Raw genomic sequence first — 21,293 nt, 5'->3', positions numbered from 1 at the left:
GAGCTCGTCGAACGCGAGCGCTACTTGCCGCGCTTCTGCTTGACGATGACCTCTTGCTCGATCTCCTCGGGCTCGATCTCCTTGAACTGCTCGGAGCCGGGGCCGTTGAGCGGCTTGCCGTCGCCGGTCTGGAACTCGAGCTTGAACTTGTCCACGGCCGCGTCGAGCGCAGCGGTGGTGTCGTCGTCGAGCACGTTGGTCTCGCGCAGGGTGTCGAGCACCTTGGTGTTGCGCGCGAGGTAGTCGTGCAGCTCCGCCTCGAAACGCAGGATGTCCTCCACCGGCACCTCGTCGAGCTTGCCGTTCGTGCCGGCCCAGATCGAGACGACCTGCTTCTCGACGGGGAACGGGGAGTACTGCGGCTGGCGCAGCAGCTCGGTGAGGCGAGCGCCGCGCGCGAGCTGACGGCGGGACGTTGCATCCAGGTCGCTCGCGAACATCGCGAAGGCCTCGAGCGAACGGTACTGGGCCAGCTCGAGCTTGAGCGTTCCCGAGACCTTCTTGATGGACTTGACCTGGGCGTCACCACCGACACGCGAGACCGAGATACCGACGTCGACGGCCGGGCGCTGGTTGGCGTTGAACAGGTCGGACTGCAGGAAGATCTGGCCGTCGGTGATCGAGATCACGTTGGTCGGGATGTAGGCCGAGACGTCGTTGGCCTTGGTCTCGATGATCGGCAGGCCGGTCATCGAGCCGGCGCCCAGCTCGTCGGAGAGCTTGGCGCAACGCTCGAGCAGACGGGAGTGCAGGTAGAACACGTCACCGGGGTAGGCCTCGCGTCCCGGCGGACGACGCAGCAGCAGCGACACGGCGCGGTAGGCCTCGGCCTGCTTCGACAGGTCGTCGAAGATGATCAGCACGTGCTTGCCGCCGTACATCCAGTGCTGACCGATGGCCGAGCCGGTGTAGGGGGCGAGGTACTTGAAGCCGGCCGGGTCGGAGGCGGGAGCGGCCACGATGGTGGTGTACTCCATGGCGCCGGCATCCTCGAGCGCACCCTTGACGGCCGCGATCGTGGAGCCCTTCTGACCGATGGCGACGTAGATGCAGCGCACCTGCTTGTTGACGTCGCCGGAGTCCCAGTTGGCCTTCTGGTTGATGATCGTGTCGATCGCGATGGCCGTCTTGCCGGTCTGGCGGTCGCCGATGATGAGCTGGCGCTGGCCGCGGCCGATCGGGATCATCGCGTCGATGGCCTTGATGCCGGTCTGCATCGGCTCGTGCACGCTCTTGCGCTGCATGACGCCGGGCGCCTGGAGCTCGAGCGCGCGACGCGCCTCGGCCTTGATCTCGCCGAGGCCGTCGATCGGGGCGCCGAGCGGGTCGACCACACGACCGAGGAACGCGTCGCCGACCGGAACCGAGAGCACGTCGCCGGTGCGGGTGACCTCCTGGCCCTCCACGATGCCGGTGAACTCGCCGAGCACGATCGCGCCGATCTCGTTCTCGTCGAGGTTGAGCGCGAGGCCCGCGGTGCCGTCGGCGAAGCGGATGAGCTCGTTGGCCATCACGCCGGGGAGACCCTCGACGTGGGCGATGCCGTCCGCGGCATCCACGACGGTTCCGACCTCGGACTTGCCCGCCTTGCCGGGCTCGTAGGACTTGACGAAGTCCTTGAGCGCGCCGCGGATCTCGTCTGCGCTGATCGTGAGTTCTGCCATTTTCGGTTCCTTCTGGTGGATGTATCTGGCCCGCTAGCCAGCGAGCTGAAGCCTGAGGTCGGTGAGGCGGGTGGACACGCTGCCGTCGATGACGTCGTCGCCGACCTGCACCCGCACGCCGCCGATGATCGCGGGATCGATCACGTGGTTGAGCTTGAGATCCCGCCCGTAGCTCTTCGCGAGGCCGGCGCGCAGCCGCTCGAGCTGGGCCGCGCTGAGCGGGGCGGCCGTGACGACGGTCGCGACCGCGAGCCCCGCCTCGTCCGCGACGATGTCCGCGGCCGTCGAGAGCAGCTGACCGATGCGCCGACCACGTGGCTGGCGAACGAGCTGGTCGACGATCGCGACGGTCTGGGCGCTCGCCTTCTTCGACAGCAGTGAGGCCACGAGGGCTCCCTTGGCGTCGGGCGAGCCGAGCTTGCTGCCGACCGCGAGTTCGAGCTCGGAGTCGGAGTCGACCGCGGCCTGGAAGGCCATGAGCTCATCGACGATCGAAACGCCCGACTTCGCGGACCCAGCGACGGCGCGGATGCCGATCTCCTCGATGCCAGCGAGCAGGTCGTCCTGGCTGGACCAGCGGCTCGCGGCGATGGAGGTGAGCAGCGACTTCGCCGAGGCGCCGAGCGAGGCGAAGACGGTGGCGACGAGCGCCTGCTTCGCCGCCGGGTCGGCGGACGAGTCGGCGAGGGCGCTGCGCAGCTGCGCGGAGTCGCCGATCACCCGCACGGCCTCGAACAGCTGCTCGCCGGTGGCGAGACCGTCCTTGCCGCCGAGCCCGGCAAGCGCCGCACGGGCGCCCGCCAAGGCCTGACTCGTCGCTGAACCCATGGCTACTTGGTCGCCTTCTTGTCGGTGCCGGACTTCTCGGAGGCCTCGAGGTCGGCCAGGAACTGGTCGACCATCGCGGAGGCCTTCTTGTCATCGGTGAGGCTCTGGCCGATCACGCCGGAGGCGAGGTCGATCGCGAGTGAGCCGACCTCGGAACGCAGCGAGACCAATGCGGCCTGACGCTCGGCCTCGATCGTGGCGAGCGCGTTCGCGGTGACGCGCGCGGCCTCGGCCGCGGCCTGCTCCTTGGCCTCGTTGACCATCGCCGTGCCATCCAGACGAGCCTGCTCACGGATCTTCGCGGCCTCGGCACGCCCCTCGGCGAGCTGCGCCTGGTACTGCTCGAGCGCGGCGGCGGCTTCGGCCTGGGCCTTCTCCGCCTTCGTGATGCCACCCTCGATGAGCTCGGCGCGGGCATCCAGCGTCTTCTGCATCGCCGGCAGCACCACGCGCCAGAACAGCACGAGGATGATCAGGAACGGCACGATCGACCACACGATGTCGTAGACCGCCGGGATCAGCGGATTCGGCGTCGCCGCCTCCTCTGTCGCCGTGAAGAGCACGTGCAGCATGGGAAGTCCTTAGGAGGTGAAGATGAAGTAGGTCGCGATGCCGATGAAGGCCAGCGCCTCGGTGAAGGCGATACCGATGTACATGAGCACCGTGAGGCGACCCTGCAGTTCGGGCTGGCGGGCGACCGACTCGATGGTCTTGCCCACGACGATGCCCACGCCGATGGCCGGGCCGATCGCAGCGAGACCGTAGCCGACGGTCGCGATGTTTCCGCTGAGCTCAGCGACGACGGATGTTGCGTCCACGTTGTTGTTCCTTCCGGTGTTTCGGGCCTGGCGAGCGCCAGCCCCGCTTAGTGCTCTTCCGCCAGCGCGAGCTGGAGGTAGACGGCGGTCAAGAGGGTGAAGACATAGGCCTGCAGCACGGCGACGAGGATCTCGAAGAACGTGAACACGATACCGAAGGCGAGGGTGCCGATCCCGAAGAGGGACCACCAGCTGCCGGCCGTGAAGAAGAAGAACTGGGTGGCCGCGAAGAACAGCACGAGCAGCAGGTGCCCGACGACCATGTTCATCAGCAGTCGCAGCGTGAGCGTGACCGGACGCAGCACGAAGGTCGACACGAGCTCGATCGGCGTCACGATGATGTACAGGAACCACGGCACGCCGGGCGGGAACAGGGCGTTCTTGAAGAAGGCGCCGGGGTGCTTCTTGATGCCGGCGTAGATGAACGTGATGTAGGCGGCGGCCGCGAGCACGAGGGGCACGCCGATCACCGAGGTCCCGGCGATGTTCAAGCCGGGGATGATGCCGGTGATGTTCATGAACAGCACCATGAAGAAGATCGTGGTCAGCAGCGGCAGGAAGCGACGACCGTCTTTCTTGCCCAGCAGGTCCTCGGCGATGTTCACCCGCACGAGGTCGAGCCCCATCTCTACGAGGCCCTGGAACCGGCCGGGCACGAGCTTCATGCGGCGGGTGCCGAGCCAGAAGATCAGCACGATCGCGAGCACCGCGATGAAGCGGATGATCACGATGCGGTTGATCTCGAACGGCGTGCCGGCGAAGAGCACCGCGTCCGGGAAGAACTCGAGGATCGAGGGCCCGTGGAAGCCACCATTGCCGGATTCGTCGTCAGTGGCGAACGGGGCGAGGGTGAAAGCGTGGTGTAGCAGCGCTATCTCCAGTATCGGGGCGTGCAACCACGCGGCGATGGAAGTGGGGGGGCGATCGCCTCAAACACTATCAAGGATTCGGCATTACTCCGAATCCCTATTACCGGCGGTCATTACTGCCGGGGCTCGGTGTCCGGATTGCCGGAGTCTCTCGGCATCGAGATATCTGAGACGTACGGCATGCGCGATCTCGCCACCACCAACAGGTCGACGACGAGGCTGCCGACCACGCCGGCGACGATGCTGAGGAACAGCACTGTGTTGTCGATCCACGGCTGGTCCTTGAGCACGAAGACGAGCACGAGGAAGACCACGAACTTCAGCAGCCATCCCCCGAGCACGATGCCGAAGAACGCCGGATTCAGCACGTCAGACCTGCTCGTGCGATTGGCCAGCAGGATGCTCCCGGCCGTGACCGCGAGGAAGACGAAGGCCATCGCGGTGCCGATGAGCGCGCTCACGAGCCCGCGCGGGCCCACCACGGCGTAGCCGACCGCACCGCCGACGATCGCGATCGCAGCGGCGAGCAGGCCGCCGTAGACGAGCACGCGCTTGAGAATGGTGGCAGCAGTCATCGGACGGCCTCTCCTTCGATGATCTCGGGATCCTCGCCCGCCGCGTCCAGTCCGTCGAAGCGTGCGAGCTCCGGGTCGGCCGGATTCGCCTCGTCCGCCGATTGCGCGGCCGCCTCGAGCGCCTTGCGTCGACTCAGCGGCAGCAGGGTCACCGCGGTGCACGCGAGCAGCCCCACGGCGATGATGAGGGTGGCCCAGATGGCCGGGATGAACATGTAGAGCAGGGTGCCGACCGAGACGACGAGCGTCCAGGCGTAGAAGATCAGCACGGCGTGCAGGTGCGAGTGCCCCATGTCGAGCAGGCGATGGTGCAGGTGCTTGCGGTCGGCGGTGAACGGCGACTTGCCCGCCCGCAGCCGACGGATCACCGCCAGGCCGAAGTCCAGCAGGGGCACGATGAGCACGGCGAACGGCAGCAGGATCGGGATGAACGCCGGCAGCAGCGCGCCGGTGAACACGCCAGGGTTGTCGAAGGCGCCGGCGTCGACCTGTCCGGTGACGGAGATGGCGGACGCGGCCATGAGCAGGCCGATCAACAGCGCCCCGGCATCCCCCATGAACAGCTTCGCTGGGTGGAAGTTCAGCGGCAGGAATCCGACGCAGGCCCCGATGACCGCCGCCGTCAGCAGGGATGCGATGTTGTAGTACTCGGTCTGCGCCTGCTGCTGCAGGAAGTACACGTAGATGAAGAACACGCCGTTGGCGATGAGGGCGACACCGGCGACGAGACCATCGAGGCCGTCGATGAAGTTGATCGCGTTCATCACCAGCACGATGGCCAGCACGGTGAGGATCAAGGAGACGTAGGGCGAGACGATCGTTTGCCCGCCGATCGGCAGCGTCGAGATCTGCACGCCTTGCCAGGCGATCAGGCCCGCGGCGATGATCTGGCCGGCGAGCTTGGTGAGCCAGTCCAGATCCCAGATGTCGTCCGCGACGCCGATCAGCACGATCACGAGCGCGGCGGCCGCGATGCCGATCACCGCATGCGGCTCACCGAAGACGATGTGGAAGTTGCTCAGCTGCGACGCGACGAGGATGGCCAGAGCGATGCCGAGGAACATCGCGACGCCGCCCAGCCGCGGCGTGGGCCGCGAATGCACGTCGCGCTCGCGGATCTTCGGATAGAGCCGGTACTTGATGCTGAGCTTGAAGATCACGAACGACAGTCCGAAGGTCACGAGCGCCGAGATGCCCGCGACGAGCACGTAGTACCTCACGCGAAGCGCTCCGCCCCGAGGAGGGCGCGCAGGTCCTCGGACGCGATGGCGCCCTCGCGCACGATGCGCAGCTTGCCCTCCGGCAGGCCGAGGGCCGTGGCATCCACGATCGTCGATGCCACGGTGCCGCCCGGGCCCCCGTCGAGGTAGATGCTCACCGAATCGCCGAGCATCGCCTCGGCCTCGGCCGCGGTCGTCGCGGCCGGCTGTCCGGTGAGGTTGGCGCTGGAGACGGCGAGGGGGCCGGTCTCGGAGAGCAACTCGAGGGCGATGCGGTTGGCGGGCATCCGCAGGGCGACCGTGCCGCGAGTCTCGCCGAGATCCCAGGCCAGCGACGACTGAGCGGGCAGGATGACGGTCAGCGCACCCGGCCAGTAGGTCGCGACCAGTTCGCGCACCTCGTCCGGCACGCTCTCGGCCAGCGCGTCGAGCGTTGGGATGCCCGGAATGAGCACCGGGGGCGGGGACTGCCGGGTGCGCCCCTTCGCGTCGATGAGCCTCTGCACGGCCGTCGGGTTGAAGGCGTCGGCGGCGATGCCGTACACGGTGTCGGTCGGGAGCACGACGAGGTCGCCGCGTCCGATGGCCGTGCGTGCGAGACGCATGCCGGTCAGCAGCTCTGCTTCGACCGAGCAGTCGTAGGTGGGGGCCATGGCCTGACCATCGTACCCGCGAGATCGATGACAGACTTGTGCGTTGGTGAACCTCTATTTCTTCGACCTCGACAAGACGCTCTATGCGTACGATTTCCGCCGTCGCCTCCCCGAGCTCGCGCGGCTCAGCGGGGTCAGCCAGTACCGTCTCGCCCGCGCCTGGTGGGCCGACGGCTACGAGACGCGCGCGGAGGTCGGCGAGTGGCCCACTCCCGATGCCTATCTCGACGAGTTCGCCGCGGTGACCGGTGGTCGGCGGCTCACGCTCGAGCAGTGGGCGCTGGTGCGCAAGGGCGCGATGACCCGCATCGACGCGAGCGTGGCCGCCCTCTCGCGCGCGGCCGAGCTGGGCACGGTCGCGCTGCTGTCGAACAATCCCCCGGCGACCGCCGCATCCCTGCCCGTCATCGCGCCGGATGTCGCCGCCATCGTCGGGCCGAACGCGCTGTTCAGCTGCATGCTCGGCTCGCGCAAACCCGATGCCGCGCTCTACGAGCGGGCGGTCGCGCACTTCGGGGCGCGACCCGCTGACGCCTTTCTGCTCGACGACAACGCCGACAACATCGCGGGCGCGCGCGCGGTCGGACTGACGGCCGTGCGGCTCGAGTGGGTCGACGGCGTGCCGCAGACCGACGGCCTGATCGAGACGATCGAGGCGTTCGCGGGGCGCGCGCGGTGAGTCTGCTCTTCATCTTCGACATGGACGACGTGCTCTACGACTACGACTGGCGCGCCCGAATGGCGGGGATGACGCGGCTGACCGGCCTGCCGCTCGCCGAGCTGCGCCGCCGCTGGTGGCACGACGAGGGCGAGTGGGCCGCCGAGGCGGGCATCTTCGCGACACCCGAGGACTACATCCGGGCGCTCGAGTCGGCGCTCGGGGTGCCGGTGGACGAGGCCGAATGGGTGCGGGTGCGCGGCGAGGCGATGACCGCGCGGCCCGCGGCACTCGCGGCGGTGCGGCGGGCATCCGAGCTCGGACAGGTCACGCTGTTGACCAACAACGGGGCCCTCGCCTCCAAGCATCTCGCGACGCTCGCGCCCGAGCTCATCGAGGTGTTCGGCGACCACCGGTTCACCTCGAGCGACTACGGGGCGCGCAAGCCCGACCCGGTCGTGTTCCAGCGAGTGCTGGATTCCTACGGCGTCACGGCCGGGGAGGCGTTCTTCGCCGACGACCTGCCGGAGAACGTTGCCGGCGCGCAGAGCCTCGGCATCACGGGCTACCTCTACGGCACCGCGGAGGGGCTGCTCGCGGCCATCGAGGCGTTCGCCGCGGACCGCTAGCGCAGGGCGGTCGTCGCGCGGTCGCGACCGAGCAGGTCGCGGTGGTGGGCGACGGCGCGCCAGCCGTCCTGCGTCAGTAGCGCGGCGATCGGGGCCGCCTGCAGTTCGCCGTGCTCGAGCACGAGGGTGCCGCCCGGGCGCAGCAAGCGGCGAGCGGTCGCGGAGACCTGGCGCACGACATCTAGACCGTCCTCGCCGCCGTAGAGCGCGATCTCCGGATCGAACAGGCGCACCTCGGGGTCGCGGGGTATGGCACCGACGGGGATGTACGGCGGGTTCGAGATCACGACGTCGACGGCGCCGTCGAGTTCGGGCAGTGCATTGGCCAGATCCGCGAACACCGGGCGGGCATTGGCCGCACCGACCTCGCGGAAGTTCTGGCGCGTCCACACGAAGGCCAGCGGCGAGACCTCCACACCCACGACGCTCGCGTGCGGCACCTCCGTGGCCATCGCGAGCGCGATCGCGCCGCTGCCGGTGCCGAGGTCCACACCGATCGGGGCCGGGGATGCCGTGGCCGCGAGGGCGTCGATGGCGAACTGCGCCACGAACTCGGTCTCCGGTCGCGGAACGAACACGCCTGGGCCCACCGCCAGTTCGAGGCGCCGGAAGGCTGCGCGGCCGGTGATGTGCTGCAGCGGCTCGCGCGCCGCGCGCCGCTCGACGAGCTCGAGCACCGCGGCGACCTGCGCCGCCTCGAGCTCGGCGTCGATGGCCGCCTTCGCCTGCACTTCGCCCCGACCGATGCCCAGCACGTGCCCGACGAGCAGCTCGGCGTCCGGCCTCGGGCTCGGCACCCGGGCCCCTTCGAGCACCGCTACGGCGCGCTCGAGCACCGCCGCGACGCGACGCGGCTCGAGATCAGTGGTGGCGTTCATATCTCTTCTTCGCGTGGTGGTCGGTCGGTGCGCGATCGGAGCGGGCGGATCGATGCGGGCTTCGGGGTTCGGGGGGCATCTTTGGGCGGAAGCCCGCATCGATCCGCCCGCGACCGCCGCTGCTACGAGCCGACCTCCGCGAGCCGCGCTTCCTCATCCGCGATGATGCACGACTGGATGACCGGCTCGAGCGCCCCGTTCATCACGGCATCGAGGTTGTAGGCCTTGTAGCCCGTGCGGTGGTCGGCGATGCGGTTCTCGGGGAAGTTGTAGGTGCGGATGCGCTCCGAGCGGTCCATCGTGCGGATCTGACCCTTGCGAAACTCGCTGGCCTCGGCATCCGCGATCTCCTGGTGGTGGGCCAGGATGCGCGCGCGCAGCACGCGCATGCCGGCCTCGCGGTTCTGCAACTGCGATTTCTCGTTCTGCATGGCCACGACGATGCCCGTCGGGATGTGCGTGATGCGCACCGCCGAGTCCGTCGTGTTGACGGACTGGCCGCCGGGCCCGCTCGAGCGGTAGACGTCGATCTTGAGGTCGTTGGGGTTGATCTCGACCTCTTCGGGCTCGTCGACCTCCGGGAAGACGAGCACGCCCGCCGCCGAGGTGTGGATGCGCCCCTGCGACTCGGTCGCGGGCACGCGCTGCACGCGGTGCACGCCGCCCTCATACTTCAGGTGCGCCCACACGCCCTCCGCGGGATCCGTGGAGTTGCCCTTGAACGCGACCTGCACGTCTTTGATGCCGCCGAGGTCGCTCGAGGTCTGCTCGATGATCTCGGTCTTCCACTTCTTGGACTCCGCGTAGTGCAGGTACATGCGCAGCAGATCGCCCGCGAACAGCGCCGACTCGGCGCCGCCCTCCCCCATCTTGATCTCCATGATCACGTCACGGGCATCGTTGGGATCGCGCGGGATGAGCAGGCGGCGCAGTTTCTCCTGGGCGGCATCGAGCGCCTCGGTCATCCCGGGGATCTCGTCGGCGATCGAGGCGTCCTCGGACGCCATCTCTTGCGCTGCCGCAAGATCGTCGGTGAGCTGCCGCCAGTCGTTGTAGGCGGCGACGATGCGCGAGAGCTCGGCGTAGCGTCGGTTGACGCGCTTCGACCTGGCCGGATCCGAGTGGAGTTCCGGGTCGGCCAGCTGACCCTGGAGCTCGTCGTGTTCGGCCAGCAGCGATTGCACTGACTCGAACATGGCTACTCCTTGTCGCCGCCGCCCGCGGTGGGCATCGACTTCTGGATCTGCATGAGGAACTCGACGTTCGAGGAGGTCTCCTTGAGCTTGCCGAGCACGATCTCGAGCGCCTGCTGCTGGTCGAGACCGGCGAGGGCACGACGCAGCTTCCAGGTGACCTTGACCTCGTCGGCGCCCATGAGCATCTCCTCGCGACGGGTGCCGGACGCATTGACGTCCACCGCCGGGAAGATCCGCTTGTCGGCCAGCTGGCGCGAGAGGCGAAGCTCCATGTTGCCGGTGCCCTTGAACTCCTCGAAGATGACCTCGTCCATCTTGGAACCGGTCTCGACGAGCGCGGTCGCGATGATGGTGAGCGAGCCGCCCTCCTCGATGTTGCGCGCGGCACCGAAGAAGCGCTTCGGCGGGTAGAGCGCCGAGGAGTCGACGCCGCCCGAGAGCACGCGGCCGGATGCCGGAGCCGAGAGGTTGTAGGCACGACCGAGGCGCGTGATCGAGTCGAGCAGCACGACGACGTCGTGACCGAGCTCGACGAGACGCTTGGCGCGCTCGATGGCGAGCTCGGCGACCGTCGTGTGGTCTTCGGCCGGGCGGTCGAAGGTCGAGGCGATGACCTCGCCCTTCACCGTGCGCTGCATGTCGGTGACCTCTTCGGGGCGCTCGTCGACGAGCACGACCATGAGGTGCACCTCGGGGTTGTTCTTGGAGATCGCGTTGGCGATGGCCTGCAGCACGAGCGTCTTGCCCGCCTTCGGCGGCGAGACGATCAGGCCGCGCTGGCCCTTGCCGATCGGCGACACGAGGTCGATGATGCGGGTCGACAGCTTGGCCGAGTCCGTCTCCAGACGCAGTCGCTCCTGCGGGTACAGCGGGGTGAGCTTGCCGAACTCGACGCGGTTGGCCGCCTCTTCGACCGGCAGGCCGTTGATCGAGTCGATCTTCACGAGCGCGTTGTACTTCTGCCGCGTCTGACCCTGGTCGCCCTCGCGAGGCTGGCGGATCGCGCCGACCACGGCGTCGCCCTTGCGCAGGTTGTACTTCTTGACCTGGCCGAGCGAGACGTAGACGTCGTTGTTGCCCGGCAGGTAGCCGGAGGTGCGCACGAAGGCGTAGTTGTCGAGCACGTCGAGGATGCCGGCGACCGGGATGAGCACGTCATCCTCGGTGATCTCGGGCTCGAAGTCGTCCCCGACCGGGCCACGGCCGCGGCGACGGTCGCGGTAGCGGTTGCGGCCGCCGCGCTCGGAGTTCTCGTCGCCCTCGTCGGCACGCTGCTGCTGCTGTTGCTGCTGGCCGCCCTGCTGGCGGTTGTTCTGCTGACGCTGGCCATCGTTGTTGGCATTGTTGTTGTTGCCGTTGCCGTTGCCACCGCCGCGGTTGCGGTTGCGGTTGCGGGAGTTGCGCCCGCCCCCGGACTCCGACTCGGCCTCGCCCTCGCCCTCGGCGGGGGTCTCGCCGACGCGCACGTCCGCGGGCGTCGGGTCTTCGGTGGGGTGCTGCGTCGGTGCCTCGAGACCGCTCTCGGCCTGGGCGACGTGTGCGGAGGCGGAGCGGGGCTGGGTCTCCGCACGAGGCTCGGTCTCCGCGCGGGACGCGGTCTCGGCACGCGGTTCGACGACGGGTGCCCCGGCGGGGATCACGGCGTTGGGGTCCACATCGGCGCTCGTGGCCCGGCGGGAGGTGCGCTTGCGCACCGGGATGCCCGCGGACTCGGCCGGCTCGGCGGCCGGTGCCGACTGTTCGCTCACGGGCTGCGCGGCGGGCTGTGCCACCTGTTCGTCGGCCTGCTTCTCGGTGATCGCGTCCACGAGTTCTCCTTTACGAAGTTTTGATGCACCGCTGATACCGCGCTCCGCCGCGAGCGCTTGCAGCTCGGCGACGGTGAGGGCGGCCAGGTCAGTGCGGGTCTCCGCGCCGTTGGCGCGGATGCTGACGTCTGTCACTTGCTTGGGATTCCTTTCCCCTGCCACGACAGAATGCACCGTGACGGAGAGCTGATCACCCCGCCTGTCCGCACGGATGTGCGGGAATCTGGCTGAGGGTGAGGGTGATGGTGCCCCGGGGAACTCGACGGCTAGGCCGTCGTCTCTACCTGGTGCGAACTCACTGTAGCACCTTTGAAGTCGACGGCCAGCATGAGCGAGCGCCACGGCGAGGCGGCGTGTTCGGCCACGAGCCGCGCGGCGGCGAGCCGCTGCTCGGGATCGCTCGCCAGCACGAGGATGGAGGGCCCGGCCCCGGAGACGACCGCGGCCATGCCGTGCTCGCGCAGCATCCCGATGAGCTCGTGCGTCTCCGGCATCGCACTGGCGCGGTAGTTCTGGTGCAGGCGATCCTCCGTCGCCTGCAGCAGCAGCTCGGGGCTCTGGATGAGGGCGGCGATGAGCAGCGCGGAACGTGAGAGGTTGAAGACGGCATCCTCGACGGGCACCGAACTGGGCTGCAGGCTGCGGGCCAGCTTCGTGGACACGCTGTGCTCGGGCACGCAGACCAGGGGCGAGACGCCGCGGTGCACGATGAGCTTCTTGGCGCGCGGACCGTCGGCGGTCGTCCACGCGATCGTCAGACCGCCGTAGAGCGCGGGGGCGACGTTGTCCGGATGCCCCTCCAACTCGGTCGCGAGCGCGAGCATGGTCTCGAGGTCGAGGTCGACGTCGCCCTCGAGCAGCCCCTTCGCCGCGAGGATGCCGGAGACGATCGCAGCGGCGGAGGAGCCGAGTCCGCGGCCGTGCGGGATGACGTTGTTGGCGGCCAGGTGCAGGCCGGGCAACGGGCGGGCGGCGTGCGCGAACGCGTGGGCGATCGCGGTGACGACGAGGTTCGAGGCATCCGTCGGCACCTCCCCCGCACCGACACCGGTGATCTCGACGTACGCACCCGGTTCGGGCACCGCCGTGACGGTGAGCTCGTCGTAGAGCGCGAGCGCGAGCCCCAGCGTGTCGAAGCCCGGGCCGAGGTTGGCTGAGGTGGCGGGCACCCGTACCGTGACGGAGCGTCCGACGAGGCTCATGCCGTGGCCAGGCCCAGCACGTCGGCGACCTCGGCGGTGTCGGCGCCGACGATGGTGGGCTGCACCTCCGAGCCGTCCGCGGTGCGCAGCGCCCACTGCGGGTCCTTGAGGCCGTGGCCGGTCACGGTGAGCACGACGGTCGCATCGCGCGGGATGGCCCCCGCCTCGGCGCGCTCCAGAAGCCCCGCGACGCTGATCGCCGACGCGGGCTCGACGAACACGCCGACCTCGCGGGAGAGGATGCGGTGCGCCTCGAGGATCTTCTCGTCGTCGATCGCACCGAAGTAGCCGTCGCTGTCCTCACGCGCGGCGATCGCGAGCTCCCAGGATGCCGGGTTGCCGATGCGGATGGCGGAGGCGATCGTCTCCGGGTCTTTCACGACGTGACCGAGCACGATGGGCGCGCTGCCCGCGGCCTGGAATCCGAACATGCGAGGCATGCGGGTGGTCGCGCCGATCGCGAGCTCCTCGCCGTAGCCGCGGTGGTACGCGGTGTAGTTGCCGGCGTTGCCGACGGGCACGAAGTGGAAGTCCGGGGCATCCCCGAGCACCTCGACGACCTCGAAGGCCGCGGTCTTCTGGCCCTCGATGCGGTCGTTGTTCACCGAGTTGACCAGGTGCACGGGGTAGGACTCGGCCACCTCGCGCGCGATCTCGAGGCAGTCGTCGAAGTTGCCGCGCAGCTGGATGAGCTGCCCGCCGTGCGCGATCGCCTGGCTGAGCTTGCCCATGGCGATCTTGCCCTCCGGCACGAGCACCGCGGCGGTGATGCCGGCCTGCGCCGCGTAGGCGGCGGCGCTGGCCGAGGTGTTGCCGGTGGAGGCGCAGATGATGGCCTTCGCGCCGTGCTCGACGGCCTTGGAGACGGCCATCGTCATACCGCGGTCCTTGAACGAGCCGGTGGGATTCATGCCCTCGAACTTGACCCAGACCCGCGCGCCGGTGCGGCGCGAGAGCGCGTCGGCGGGGATGAGCGGGGTTCCGCCCTCACCGAGCGTGACGATGGGGGTGGCCTCCGTCACATCGAGACGGTCGGCGTACTCGCGGAGGACTCCGCGCCATTGGTGGGCCACTGCTACAGTCCCTCGACTCTCAGAACGGATACGACTTCGGACACGACGGGGTTGGCGGCGATGGCGGCGACCGTGGCGGCTAGCGCGGATTCCGGCGCCTCGTGCGTGACGATCACCAGGCTAGCGGTGCTGGCCTGGTCCCCGGCCCCGGCCGCCTGTTGGATCGGGGATTGCGCCACGGTCTCCACGGACACGTGGTGGTCGCTGAAGATGCCCGCGATCGCGGCGAGCACGCCCGGGCGATCGGCGACGCGCAACGTGACCTGGTAGCGGGTGACGACGCTCGACATCGGCAGCATCGGCAGGTTGGCGCGAGTGGACTCGGCGACACCCGGCCCGCCGGCGACGTGCCGTCGCGCCGCCGACACCAGGTCGCCGAGCACCGCGGAGGCCGTCTGGATGCCGCCGGCGCCCGCGCCGTAGAACATCAGGCTGCCAGCCGCCTCGGCCTCCACGAAGACGGCGTTGTTGGCTCCGTGCACGGCCGCGAGCGGGTGGTCTCGGGGCACGAGGGCCGGGTGCACTCGGGCGCTGACGCCCTCGACGCCGGTGGCGGCATCCACGATCCGCTCGCAGATGGCCAGGAGCTTGACGACGTAGCCGGCTTTGCGGGCCGCGGCGACCTGCTCCCCCGTGATGCCGGTCATGCCCTCGCGGTGGACCGCGTCGAGCGGCACGACGGTGTGGAAGGCGAGGCCGGCGAGGATCGCGGCCTTCGCCGCGGCGTCGAAACCCTCGACGTCGGCGGTGGGGTCGGCCTCCGCATAGCCGAGCCGGGTGGCCTCGGCGAGCGCGTTCTCGAAGCTGTCGCCCGTGGTGTCCATGCGGTCGAGGATGTAGTTGGTGGTGCCGTTGACGATGCCCAGGATGCGCGTGACGCGATCCCCGGCGAGGCTGTCGCGCAGCGGCCGGATGATCGGGATGGCGCCACCGACCGCGGCCTCGTAGAACAACTGGGCGCCCACCTGTTCGGCGACCCGGAACAGCTCCGGCCCGTGCGCGGCCAGCAGCGCCTTGTTGGCGGTGATCACGTCGGCGCCCGACTCGAGCGCCTTCAGGATGAGCCGACGCGCCGGCTCGATGCCGCCCATGAGCTCGATCACGATGTCGGCGCGCAGCACGAGTTCGTCCGGGTCGGTGGTGAGCAGCTCGCGCGGGATGTCGGTGTCGCGCTTGGCTGCGAGGTCCCGCACGGCCACGCCGACGAGCTCCAGCCCCGCTCCCGCGCGCGCCGCGAGCTCGGGACCGTGACGCAGCAGCAGACCCGCCACCTGGGAGCCGACACTGCCGCCGCCCAGCACGGCGATGCGGAGGTTGCGGTACTCGATCATGGGTTCACTCCAGTATCCCGGCGCAGCAGGTCGTCTTCGGTCTCGCCGCGCACGATCACCCGCGCCTGCCCGTCCAGCACGGCGACCACGGGCGGCCGCGTCAGGTAGTTGTAGTTGCTGGCCATCGCCCAGCCGTATGCCCCCGTCGCCGGGATGCCGAGCACGTCGCCCGGACGCACGTCCCCGGGCAGGTAGTCGGCGTGCACCAGGATGTCACCGGACTCGCAGTGCTTGCCGGCGACGCGCACGAGCGCCGCCGGTGCATCCGAGACCCGATCGACGATGCGGGCCGAGTAGTCGGCCTTGTACAGCGCCGGGCGGATGTTGTCGCTCATCCCGCCGTCGACGCTGACGTACTTGCGCGTGGCGGAGCCGGTGGTCGAGCCCGCCGAGACCGCGACGTCCTTGATGGTGCCGACCGTGTAGAGGGTGGTCGTCGAGGGGCCGATCACCGAGCGCCCCGGTTCGATCGCGACGATCGGCACCGGGATGTCGAGCTCCGCGGCACCCTGCGCGACGATGTCGGCGAAGCGCGCGGCGATCTCGTCGACGGCCAACGGACGATCCACATCGGTGTAGGCGATGCCGAAACCGCCGCCGAGGTTCAGCTCGGGCACCGGGCCGCCCGCCAGCAGTTCGGCGTGCAGCGCGAACAGTCGCCGCGCGGCCTCGGCGAAACCGTCTGACTCGAAGATCTGCGAGCCGATGTGGGAGTGCAGCCCGAGGAACTCGAGCGAGCCGTGCTCGCGGATGCGCGCGACGACGGCGGGGGCATCCGTCAGCGGGATGCCGAACTTCTGGTCCTCGCGCGCCGTCGCCAGATACTCGTGGGTGGAGGCGTGCACGCCGGAGTTGATGCGCAGGCGCACCGGCTGCACCCGGCCGTGCCGCTGCGCGGCCTCGGCGACGCGCTCGATCTCGATCGGCGAATCCACGATGATGGCGCCGACGCCGACCGAGACGGCACGTTCGATCTCGGCGAGGGACTTGTTGTTGCCGTGCAGGCCGAGGCGGGCGGCATCCACCCCCGCGGCGAGCGCGACCGCGAGTTCGCCACCGGAGGCGACGTCGATGTTCAGTCCCTCCCCCGTGACCCAACGGGCGACCTCGGTGCACAGGAACGCCTTGCCCGCGTAGTAGACCTTCGCACTGGAGCCGACTCGCGCGAACTCGCGATCGAAGGCCGCCCGGATGCCGCGGGCCCGCGCCCTGGCGTCGGCCTCGTCCACCACGTACACCGGCGTGCCGAACTCGCGCACCAGCTGCGTCGCGGCCACCCCGGCGATCTCGAGTTCGCCGTGCGCGTTGCGGGCGGCGTTCATCGACCACACGGACGGCGGGAGCGCGTTGGCGTCGTCGGGCGCGAGCAGCCAGGACGGTGCGAGTGGGTTGTCCACGCTCATCCCTCCCCGGGACAGGTGCCGACCGCGGCGAGGGCGGGATCGCCGAGCGCGATGCCGTCGCCGTTGATCACGACGACGAGGTCGCTGCCGATCACGTCGACGTCGGCGATCGTGAGTGCCGCCGGCAGGTAGCCCGCGACGCAGAAGTCGCGTGAGGCGAGCAGGTCGCCGGCGAAGGCGCTGAACTCAGGACTGTCGCGCAGGTCTTGCACCGAGATCTCCTGATCGCCGAGCAGGATCGTCTGCGGGTCGAACGCGATGCCGCCCTGCACCGCGGACGGCAGCAGGTCGACGGATACCGGCAGGGTGAAGAAGATCAGGTCGAACTCGGTGCCCACACGCACCATGCCGTCGCGCAGGTCGATCGACTTGAGCTCGGAGGCGCTGAGGAACGACGCGAGCTTGCGCACGTTCTGCTCGGTGACCGTGACGGTGACGCCGAGGGTGCTCAACGGGGTGCCCGCGTCGAGCGGCACCTTCGTGGCGGTGAGCTCGACCTCCCCGGTGATCTCGCCGAGCGTGATCGCGTCCGCGTGCACGCTGAGCTCGTCGAGGGATCCGCCCGCGGCCTGCAGCAGGATCGACCCCGAGCCGAGGTCCACGTCGATCGGCGTCGCCGGGTCGAGTGCGAGCACCGAGACGATGCGGTCGCGAACGTAGCCCGTCGCGATCTGGCGCACGATCGCGTCGGCGACGAAGAAGCCGGCAACCAGCACGACGACCACGATCGCGAGGGCGATGATCCAGCCCAGGCGTCGCTTCTTGCGCGGGGTCTCGACGAACTCGACCACCGACGTCTCGACGGGTTCGACCGCCGCGGGTTGCTTCGACTCGGCCACTACATCCTCTCGGGGGCGCTGACGCCGAGCAGACCGAGGCCGTTGCGCAGCACCTGGCCGACCGCATCGTTCAGCCACAGGCGGGTGCGGTGCAGGTCGGTGATCTCCTCGTCGCCCTGGGGGGTGACCCGGCAGTTGTCGTACCAACGGTGGTAGGCGCCGGCGAGTTCCTCGCTGTAGCGGGCGACGCGGTGCGGCTCACGCAGTTCGGCGGCCTGCCGCACCACGCGCGGGAACTCCGCGAGGATGCCCAGCAGCACGCTCTCCGTCTCGTGGTCGAGCAGGCTCGCGTCGAACACGCTGCGATCCACACCGAAGGATGCCGCGTTCCGCGCCACCTGGTGGGTGCGCGCATGGGCGTACTGCACGTAGTACACGGGGTTGTCGTTGGTGCGCTTGCCCCAGAGGTCGAGGTCGATGTCGACCTGGGAGTCGATGGACGAGCGCACGAGTGCGTAGCGTCCGGCATCCACCCCGACGGCCTCGACGAGGTCTTCGAGGGTCACGACGGTGCCGGCTCGCTTGGACATGCGCAGCGGTTCCCCGTCGCGCACGAGGTTGACGAGCTGGCCGATCAGGATCTCGAGGTTGACGTAGGGCACGTCGCCGAACGCGGCGCACATGGCCATGAGGCGCTTGACGTAGCCGTGGTGGTCGGCACCGAGCATGATGATGTTGCGCTCGAAGCCGCGCTCGCGCTTGTCGAGGTAGTACGCGAGGTCGCCGGCGATGTAGGCGGCCTCGCCGTCGGACTTGATGATCACGCGGTCTTTGTCGTCGCCGAACTCGGTGGTGCGCAACCAGGTCGCGCCGTCCTGCTCGTAGACGTGGCCGAGCTCGCGCAGCCGCGCGACCGCGCGGGCGACGGCACCCGACTCGTGCACGGCGTTCTCATGGAAGTACACGTCGAAGTCGACGCCGAAGTCGTGCAGGCTCGCCTTGATGTCGCCGAACATGAGCTCGACGCCGATGGAACGGAACACCTCCTGCTGCTCGTCGCGCGGGATGTGGAAGAGGTCGCCCGGGTAGATCGCGATGACCCGCGCGGCGATGTCGGCGATGTAGGCGCCGCCGTAGCCGTCTTCGGGCGCGGGCTCGTCGAGCCAGCTCGCGAGCAGGCTGCGGGCGAAGCGGTCGATCTGCGCGCCGTGGTCGTTGAAGTAGTACTCGCGCGTGACGAGCCCGCCCTGCGCGATGAAGATGCGGGCGAGGCTGTCACCCACGGCGGCCCATCGCACGCCACCGATGTGCAGCGGCCCGGTGGGGTTTGCGGAGACGAACTCGAGGTTGATCGGCACGCCCGCGTAGAGGTCGCCGTTGCCGTAGGCGGCACCGGTCTCGACGATGGTGCGAGCCAGCGCACCCGCGGCTGCGGCGTCGAGGGTGATGTTGATGAAACCGGGGCCGGCGACCGCGGCGGATGCCACGCCCTCGAGCTCACCGACCTGGGAGGCGATCTCGTCCGCGAGCTCGCGCGGGTTGACGCCGAGCGGCTTGGCGAGCTTCATCGCGATGTTGGAGGCCCAGTCGCCGTGCTCGCGGTTTCGAGGGCGCTCGAGGAGGACATCCTCGATGCCGACCGGGGTGCCGCCGCGGCGGGCCACGATGCCGTTCACGACGGTGAGCAGGGCGGCGGAGAGGTCGGCGGGATTCACGATGCTCAAGCGTACCGTCCGGGGGAAATCGCCGAGGCATCCGTCGGCGCGCGGAGAGCCCGTGCGGGTGCGAGCCGATCGCGGTGGACAATGGGCGGGTGAAGCCAACCGTGATGCTGCCCATCGGTGCCGTGCTGCTCCTGGCCCTCGCCGGCTGCGTGCCCCAGTCGGTCGACCCGAGCGGCGCCCCGACCCCGAGCGCCTCATCAACCCCGACGGGCACGGCCACCGCGACACCGGCCCCGAGCGGAACGCCGGACCCGGCGGCGGAACCGATCACCTTCGGCTGCGACGACTTCGTGACGCCCCAGGAGATGTACGACTACAACAGCATCTTCGCGGAGGTCGACACCGCCCCCTCCGGGGCCCTGGCGGCGCAGGCGCTCGCGAGCGGTGGCATCGCCTGCGTGTGGGTGAACACCTCGAGCGGCGTGACGATCGAGTTCAGCGTGGCCACCCCGAGTCCGCAGACGCTCGAATCCCTGCGCGGCGCGGCGGGCGCCTCGGCGTCCGCCTTCGACGGCTACTTCGACGGCCACAGCGCGCAGGCGTTCGACGGCGCCTACTGGGTGACCGTCACCTCCGACGAACTGCTCTCGGATCAGGATGCCGCCCCGCTCGTCGAGATCGCGGTGAACGCGCTGCCCTAGCCGAGCTGCACGAGCTCCGCCGGGTCGTCGAGCGGGAAGTCGTCGACGATCGCGAGCACCTCGAGCCGCTCGAGCGTGAGATCGGCCCAGTGGTTGGTGAGGAACGCCGTGTCGGCCGCGTCACGGCCGGTGGAGATGCGCAGCATCGACTGCCGGGGGGCCAGGCGCGTGGCATCCACGACCCACCAGGCACCGTCGACCCAGGCCTCGGCGACCGCGTGGAAGTCCATCGGGTCGAGGCCCGGAGCGTAGACCGCGACCATGCGCGCGGGGACGTCGAGCGCACGCAGCAGGGCGATCACCAGGTGCGCGTAGTCGCGGCAGACACCGCGCCGGGCGAGCAGCGTCTGCTCGGCGCCGTCGGTGGGCTGGCTGGAGCCGGGCACGTAACGCAGGCGGTCCCAGACCCACAGCGTGACGGCGGTGAGCAGCTCGTGCCCGCTGAGTCCCGCGAACTCCCAGCGCGCCGTGGGGGTGAGACTGTCGGACTCGCAATAGCGGCTCGGCCGCAGGTACGTCACGAAGTCCAGATCGATGCCGGGTGCCGGGATGGCCCGGCCCGCGATCTCGGCCTCGTACTCCACGATCATCCGCCCCGGGCCGCTCACGAACTGGTGCAGGCGCGTGCCGTGCATGTCGGTGAGCTCCGTCGCCTGTTGGGGTGCGCCGTCGAGCACGAACGAGAGCCGCTCGGAGGTGACCTGGCTGCCCTGCGCCGCGGCGATCGCGAACACCATGTTCGTGCGCCCATCGATCGCGAGGTCGAGTCGGGCGGTCACGGTGCGCAGCATGAGCCGATCCTGTCACGTGAGGCGGGCGAGTGCCTCTCGGCGCTGCTACCCTTGACAACGATCCCCGGCCCCCATAGCTCAGGGGATAGAGCACTGCCCTCCGGAGGCAGGGGCGCAGGTTCGAATCCTGCTGGGGGCACCAATGAGCGAGAGGTTCCGACGCAGTCGGGGCCTCTCGCTCATTTCTGCTCCTGGTTCGGACGAGAACCTGTACGTGGGCCCACAGCCGCCGGTTCCGGCGCGCCGCGCAGCGGCGTGACGGCCGTGCGCGCTGGGGAGTCGAATCCTGCTGGGGGCACCGAAATGCGAGAGGGCCGCGGCGACAGTCGCGGCCCTCTCGCATTCCGCGTCTCCGGCTCGGACGAGAACCTGTACGTGGGCCCACAGCCGCCGGTTCCGGCGAGCCGGCAACGCCGGCTTGGCGGCCGTGCGCGCTGGGGTGGGCCCCCGCTGAGCAGGGTGACGTCCCATGGGGTGGTGTAGTTCTCGGGCTCGAGTGTCACGTCGTGGACGTGGTGAGCCATCGTGCGATGGTCAGGTGAGAACCGACAAA

At 69.5% G+C, this 21,293-nt stretch carries 21 protein-coding genes and 1 tRNA gene; 4 read left to right on the top strand and 18 right to left on the bottom strand.

Annotated features, from left to right (window positions below):
* Positions 1 to 20: 20 nt before the first annotated feature.
* The 8 genes from atpA to PYV02_RS12910 all read right to left on the bottom strand — a co-directional run bounded on the left by atpA (position 21) and on the right by PYV02_RS12910 (position 6,627).
* The gene (gene atpA / locus PYV02_RS12945; RefSeq protein ID WP_275759468.1) at positions 21 to 1,664 is read right to left on the bottom strand and encodes a F0F1 ATP synthase subunit alpha; all 1,644 of its coding nucleotides are present in this window, start codon (positions 1,662 to 1,664) and stop codon (positions 21 to 23) included.
* A 33-nt stretch (positions 1,665 to 1,697) separates the two neighbouring features.
* Complete coding sequence (locus tag PYV02_RS12940; RefSeq protein WP_275759467.1) at positions 1,698 to 2,492, bottom strand: F0F1 ATP synthase subunit delta; 795 nt, start codon at positions 2,490 to 2,492, stop codon at positions 1,698 to 1,700.
* 2 nt (positions 2,493 to 2,494) lie between these two features.
* Positions 2,495 to 3,064 (bottom strand): F0F1 ATP synthase subunit B, encoded by a 570-nt coding sequence (locus PYV02_RS12935; RefSeq protein WP_275759466.1) that lies wholly within the window; start codon positions 3,062 to 3,064, stop codon positions 2,495 to 2,497.
* Between the two features lie 9 nt (positions 3,065 to 3,073).
* Positions 3,074 to 3,310: an ATP synthase F0 subunit C gene (gene atpE / locus PYV02_RS12930; RefSeq protein WP_275759465.1), complete on the bottom strand. Its 237-nt coding sequence runs from the start codon at positions 3,308 to 3,310 to the stop codon at positions 3,074 to 3,076.
* A gap of 47 nt (positions 3,311 to 3,357) precedes the next feature.
* Positions 3,358 to 4,185 carry a F0F1 ATP synthase subunit A gene (gene atpB / locus PYV02_RS12925; protein ID WP_420833637.1) on the bottom strand — a complete coding sequence of 276 codons (828 nt, stop codon included), beginning with the start codon at positions 4,183 to 4,185 and terminating at the stop codon, positions 3,358 to 3,360.
* A gap of 107 nt (positions 4,186 to 4,292) precedes the next feature.
* Positions 4,293 to 4,754 carry a Cg1360 family ATP-synthase-associated protein gene (locus tag PYV02_RS12920; protein WP_275759464.1) on the bottom strand — a complete coding sequence of 154 codons (462 nt, stop codon included), beginning with the start codon at positions 4,752 to 4,754 and terminating at the stop codon, positions 4,293 to 4,295.
* Positions 4,751 to 5,974: an MraY family glycosyltransferase gene (locus PYV02_RS12915; protein WP_275759463.1), complete on the bottom strand. Its 1,224-nt coding sequence runs from the start codon at positions 5,972 to 5,974 to the stop codon at positions 4,751 to 4,753. Before PYV02_RS12915 ends, PYV02_RS12920 begins: the two co-directional genes overlap by 4 nt.
* Positions 5,971 to 6,627, bottom strand: a complete 657-nt coding sequence (locus tag PYV02_RS12910) for an L-threonylcarbamoyladenylate synthase (protein WP_275759462.1) — start codon at positions 6,625 to 6,627, stop codon at positions 5,971 to 5,973. The genes PYV02_RS12915 and PYV02_RS12910 overlap by 4 nt, the downstream gene beginning before the upstream one ends.
* A gap of 46 nt (positions 6,628 to 6,673) precedes the next feature.
* On the opposite strand from PYV02_RS12910, the gene PYV02_RS12905 reads away from it, so the two are divergent.
* Together PYV02_RS12905 and PYV02_RS12900 are read left to right on the top strand one after the other, a co-directional pair.
* Positions 6,674 to 7,306 (top strand): HAD-IA family hydrolase, encoded by a 633-nt coding sequence (locus PYV02_RS12905; protein WP_275759585.1) that lies wholly within the window; start codon positions 6,674 to 6,676, stop codon positions 7,304 to 7,306.
* On the top strand, positions 7,303 to 7,914 hold the full coding sequence (locus PYV02_RS12900; protein WP_275759461.1) for an HAD-IA family hydrolase: 612 nt from the start codon (positions 7,303 to 7,305) through the stop codon (positions 7,912 to 7,914). The genes PYV02_RS12905 and PYV02_RS12900 overlap by 4 nt, the downstream gene beginning before the upstream one ends.
* On the opposite strand, the gene prmC is transcribed toward PYV02_RS12900, so the two are convergent.
* The 9 genes from prmC to argS all read right to left on the bottom strand — a co-directional run bounded on the left by prmC (position 7,911) and on the right by argS (position 19,299).
* Complete coding sequence (gene prmC / locus PYV02_RS12895) at positions 7,911 to 8,792, bottom strand: peptide chain release factor N(5)-glutamine methyltransferase (RefSeq protein WP_275759460.1); 882 nt, start codon at positions 8,790 to 8,792, stop codon at positions 7,911 to 7,913. The two genes, PYV02_RS12900 and prmC, sit on opposite strands and share 4 nt — an antisense overlap.
* 122 nt (positions 8,793 to 8,914) lie before the next feature.
* Positions 8,915 to 9,988 carry a peptide chain release factor 1 gene (gene prfA, locus PYV02_RS12890; protein ID WP_275759459.1) on the bottom strand — a complete coding sequence of 358 codons (1,074 nt, stop codon included), beginning with the start codon at positions 9,986 to 9,988 and terminating at the stop codon, positions 8,915 to 8,917.
* Between the two features lie 2 nt (positions 9,989 to 9,990).
* A complete protein-coding gene (rho, locus tag PYV02_RS12885; RefSeq protein ID WP_275759458.1) occupies positions 9,991 to 11,931 on the bottom strand; it encodes a transcription termination factor Rho in 1,941 nt (646 codons plus the stop codon).
* Positions 11,932 to 12,062: 131 nt separating this feature from the next.
* The gene (thrB, locus tag PYV02_RS12880) at positions 12,063 to 12,998 is read right to left on the bottom strand and encodes a homoserine kinase (protein ID WP_275759457.1); all 936 of its coding nucleotides are present in this window, start codon (positions 12,996 to 12,998) and stop codon (positions 12,063 to 12,065) included.
* Positions 12,995 to 14,071 (bottom strand): threonine synthase, encoded by a 1,077-nt coding sequence (gene thrC, locus PYV02_RS12875; RefSeq protein ID WP_275759456.1) that lies wholly within the window; start codon positions 14,069 to 14,071, stop codon positions 12,995 to 12,997. Before thrC ends, thrB begins: the two co-directional genes overlap by 4 nt.
* A 2-nt stretch (positions 14,072 to 14,073) precedes the next feature.
* Positions 14,074 to 15,402: a homoserine dehydrogenase gene (locus PYV02_RS12870; protein ID WP_275759455.1), complete on the bottom strand. Its 1,329-nt coding sequence runs from the start codon at positions 15,400 to 15,402 to the stop codon at positions 14,074 to 14,076.
* The gene (gene lysA, locus PYV02_RS12865) at positions 15,399 to 16,805 is read right to left on the bottom strand and encodes a diaminopimelate decarboxylase (RefSeq protein ID WP_275759454.1); all 1,407 of its coding nucleotides are present in this window, start codon (positions 16,803 to 16,805) and stop codon (positions 15,399 to 15,401) included. Before lysA ends, PYV02_RS12870 begins: the two co-directional genes overlap by 4 nt.
* The gene (locus PYV02_RS12860) at positions 16,802 to 17,644 is read right to left on the bottom strand and encodes an LmeA family phospholipid-binding protein (protein ID WP_275759453.1); all 843 of its coding nucleotides are present in this window, start codon (positions 17,642 to 17,644) and stop codon (positions 16,802 to 16,804) included. Before PYV02_RS12860 ends, lysA begins: the two co-directional genes overlap by 4 nt.
* Positions 17,644 to 19,299 (bottom strand): arginine--tRNA ligase, encoded by a 1,656-nt coding sequence (argS, locus tag PYV02_RS12855; RefSeq protein ID WP_275759452.1) that lies wholly within the window; start codon positions 19,297 to 19,299, stop codon positions 17,644 to 17,646. Before argS ends, PYV02_RS12860 begins: the two co-directional genes overlap by 1 nt.
* Before the next feature lie 98 nt (positions 19,300 to 19,397).
* Between argS and PYV02_RS12850 the strand changes: the two genes are divergently transcribed.
* On the top strand, positions 19,398 to 19,949 hold the full coding sequence (locus PYV02_RS12850; protein WP_275759451.1) for an arginyl-tRNA synthetase: 552 nt from the start codon (positions 19,398 to 19,400) through the stop codon (positions 19,947 to 19,949).
* Here the strand turns inward: PYV02_RS12850 and PYV02_RS12845 are convergent.
* Positions 19,946 to 20,740 (bottom strand): transglutaminase-like domain-containing protein, encoded by a 795-nt coding sequence (locus PYV02_RS12845; protein ID WP_275759450.1) that lies wholly within the window; start codon positions 20,738 to 20,740, stop codon positions 19,946 to 19,948. The two genes, PYV02_RS12850 and PYV02_RS12845, sit on opposite strands and share 4 nt — an antisense overlap.
* Positions 20,741 to 20,807: 67 nt before the next feature.
* On the opposite strand from PYV02_RS12845, the gene PYV02_RS12840 reads away from it, so the two are divergent.
* Positions 20,808 to 20,882: transfer RNA gene (locus PYV02_RS12840), tRNA-Arg, on the top strand.
* The last annotated feature ends 411 nt before the right edge of the window (positions 20,883 to 21,293 follow it).

This window comes from Antiquaquibacter metalliresistens, from assembly GCF_029211225.1.
GTDB lineage: Bacteria > Actinomycetota > Actinomycetes > Actinomycetales > Microbacteriaceae > Rhodoglobus > Rhodoglobus metalliresistens.
Note: the sequence above shows the minus strand (reverse complement) of the source record. Positions and strands in the feature narration are given on the sequence as shown.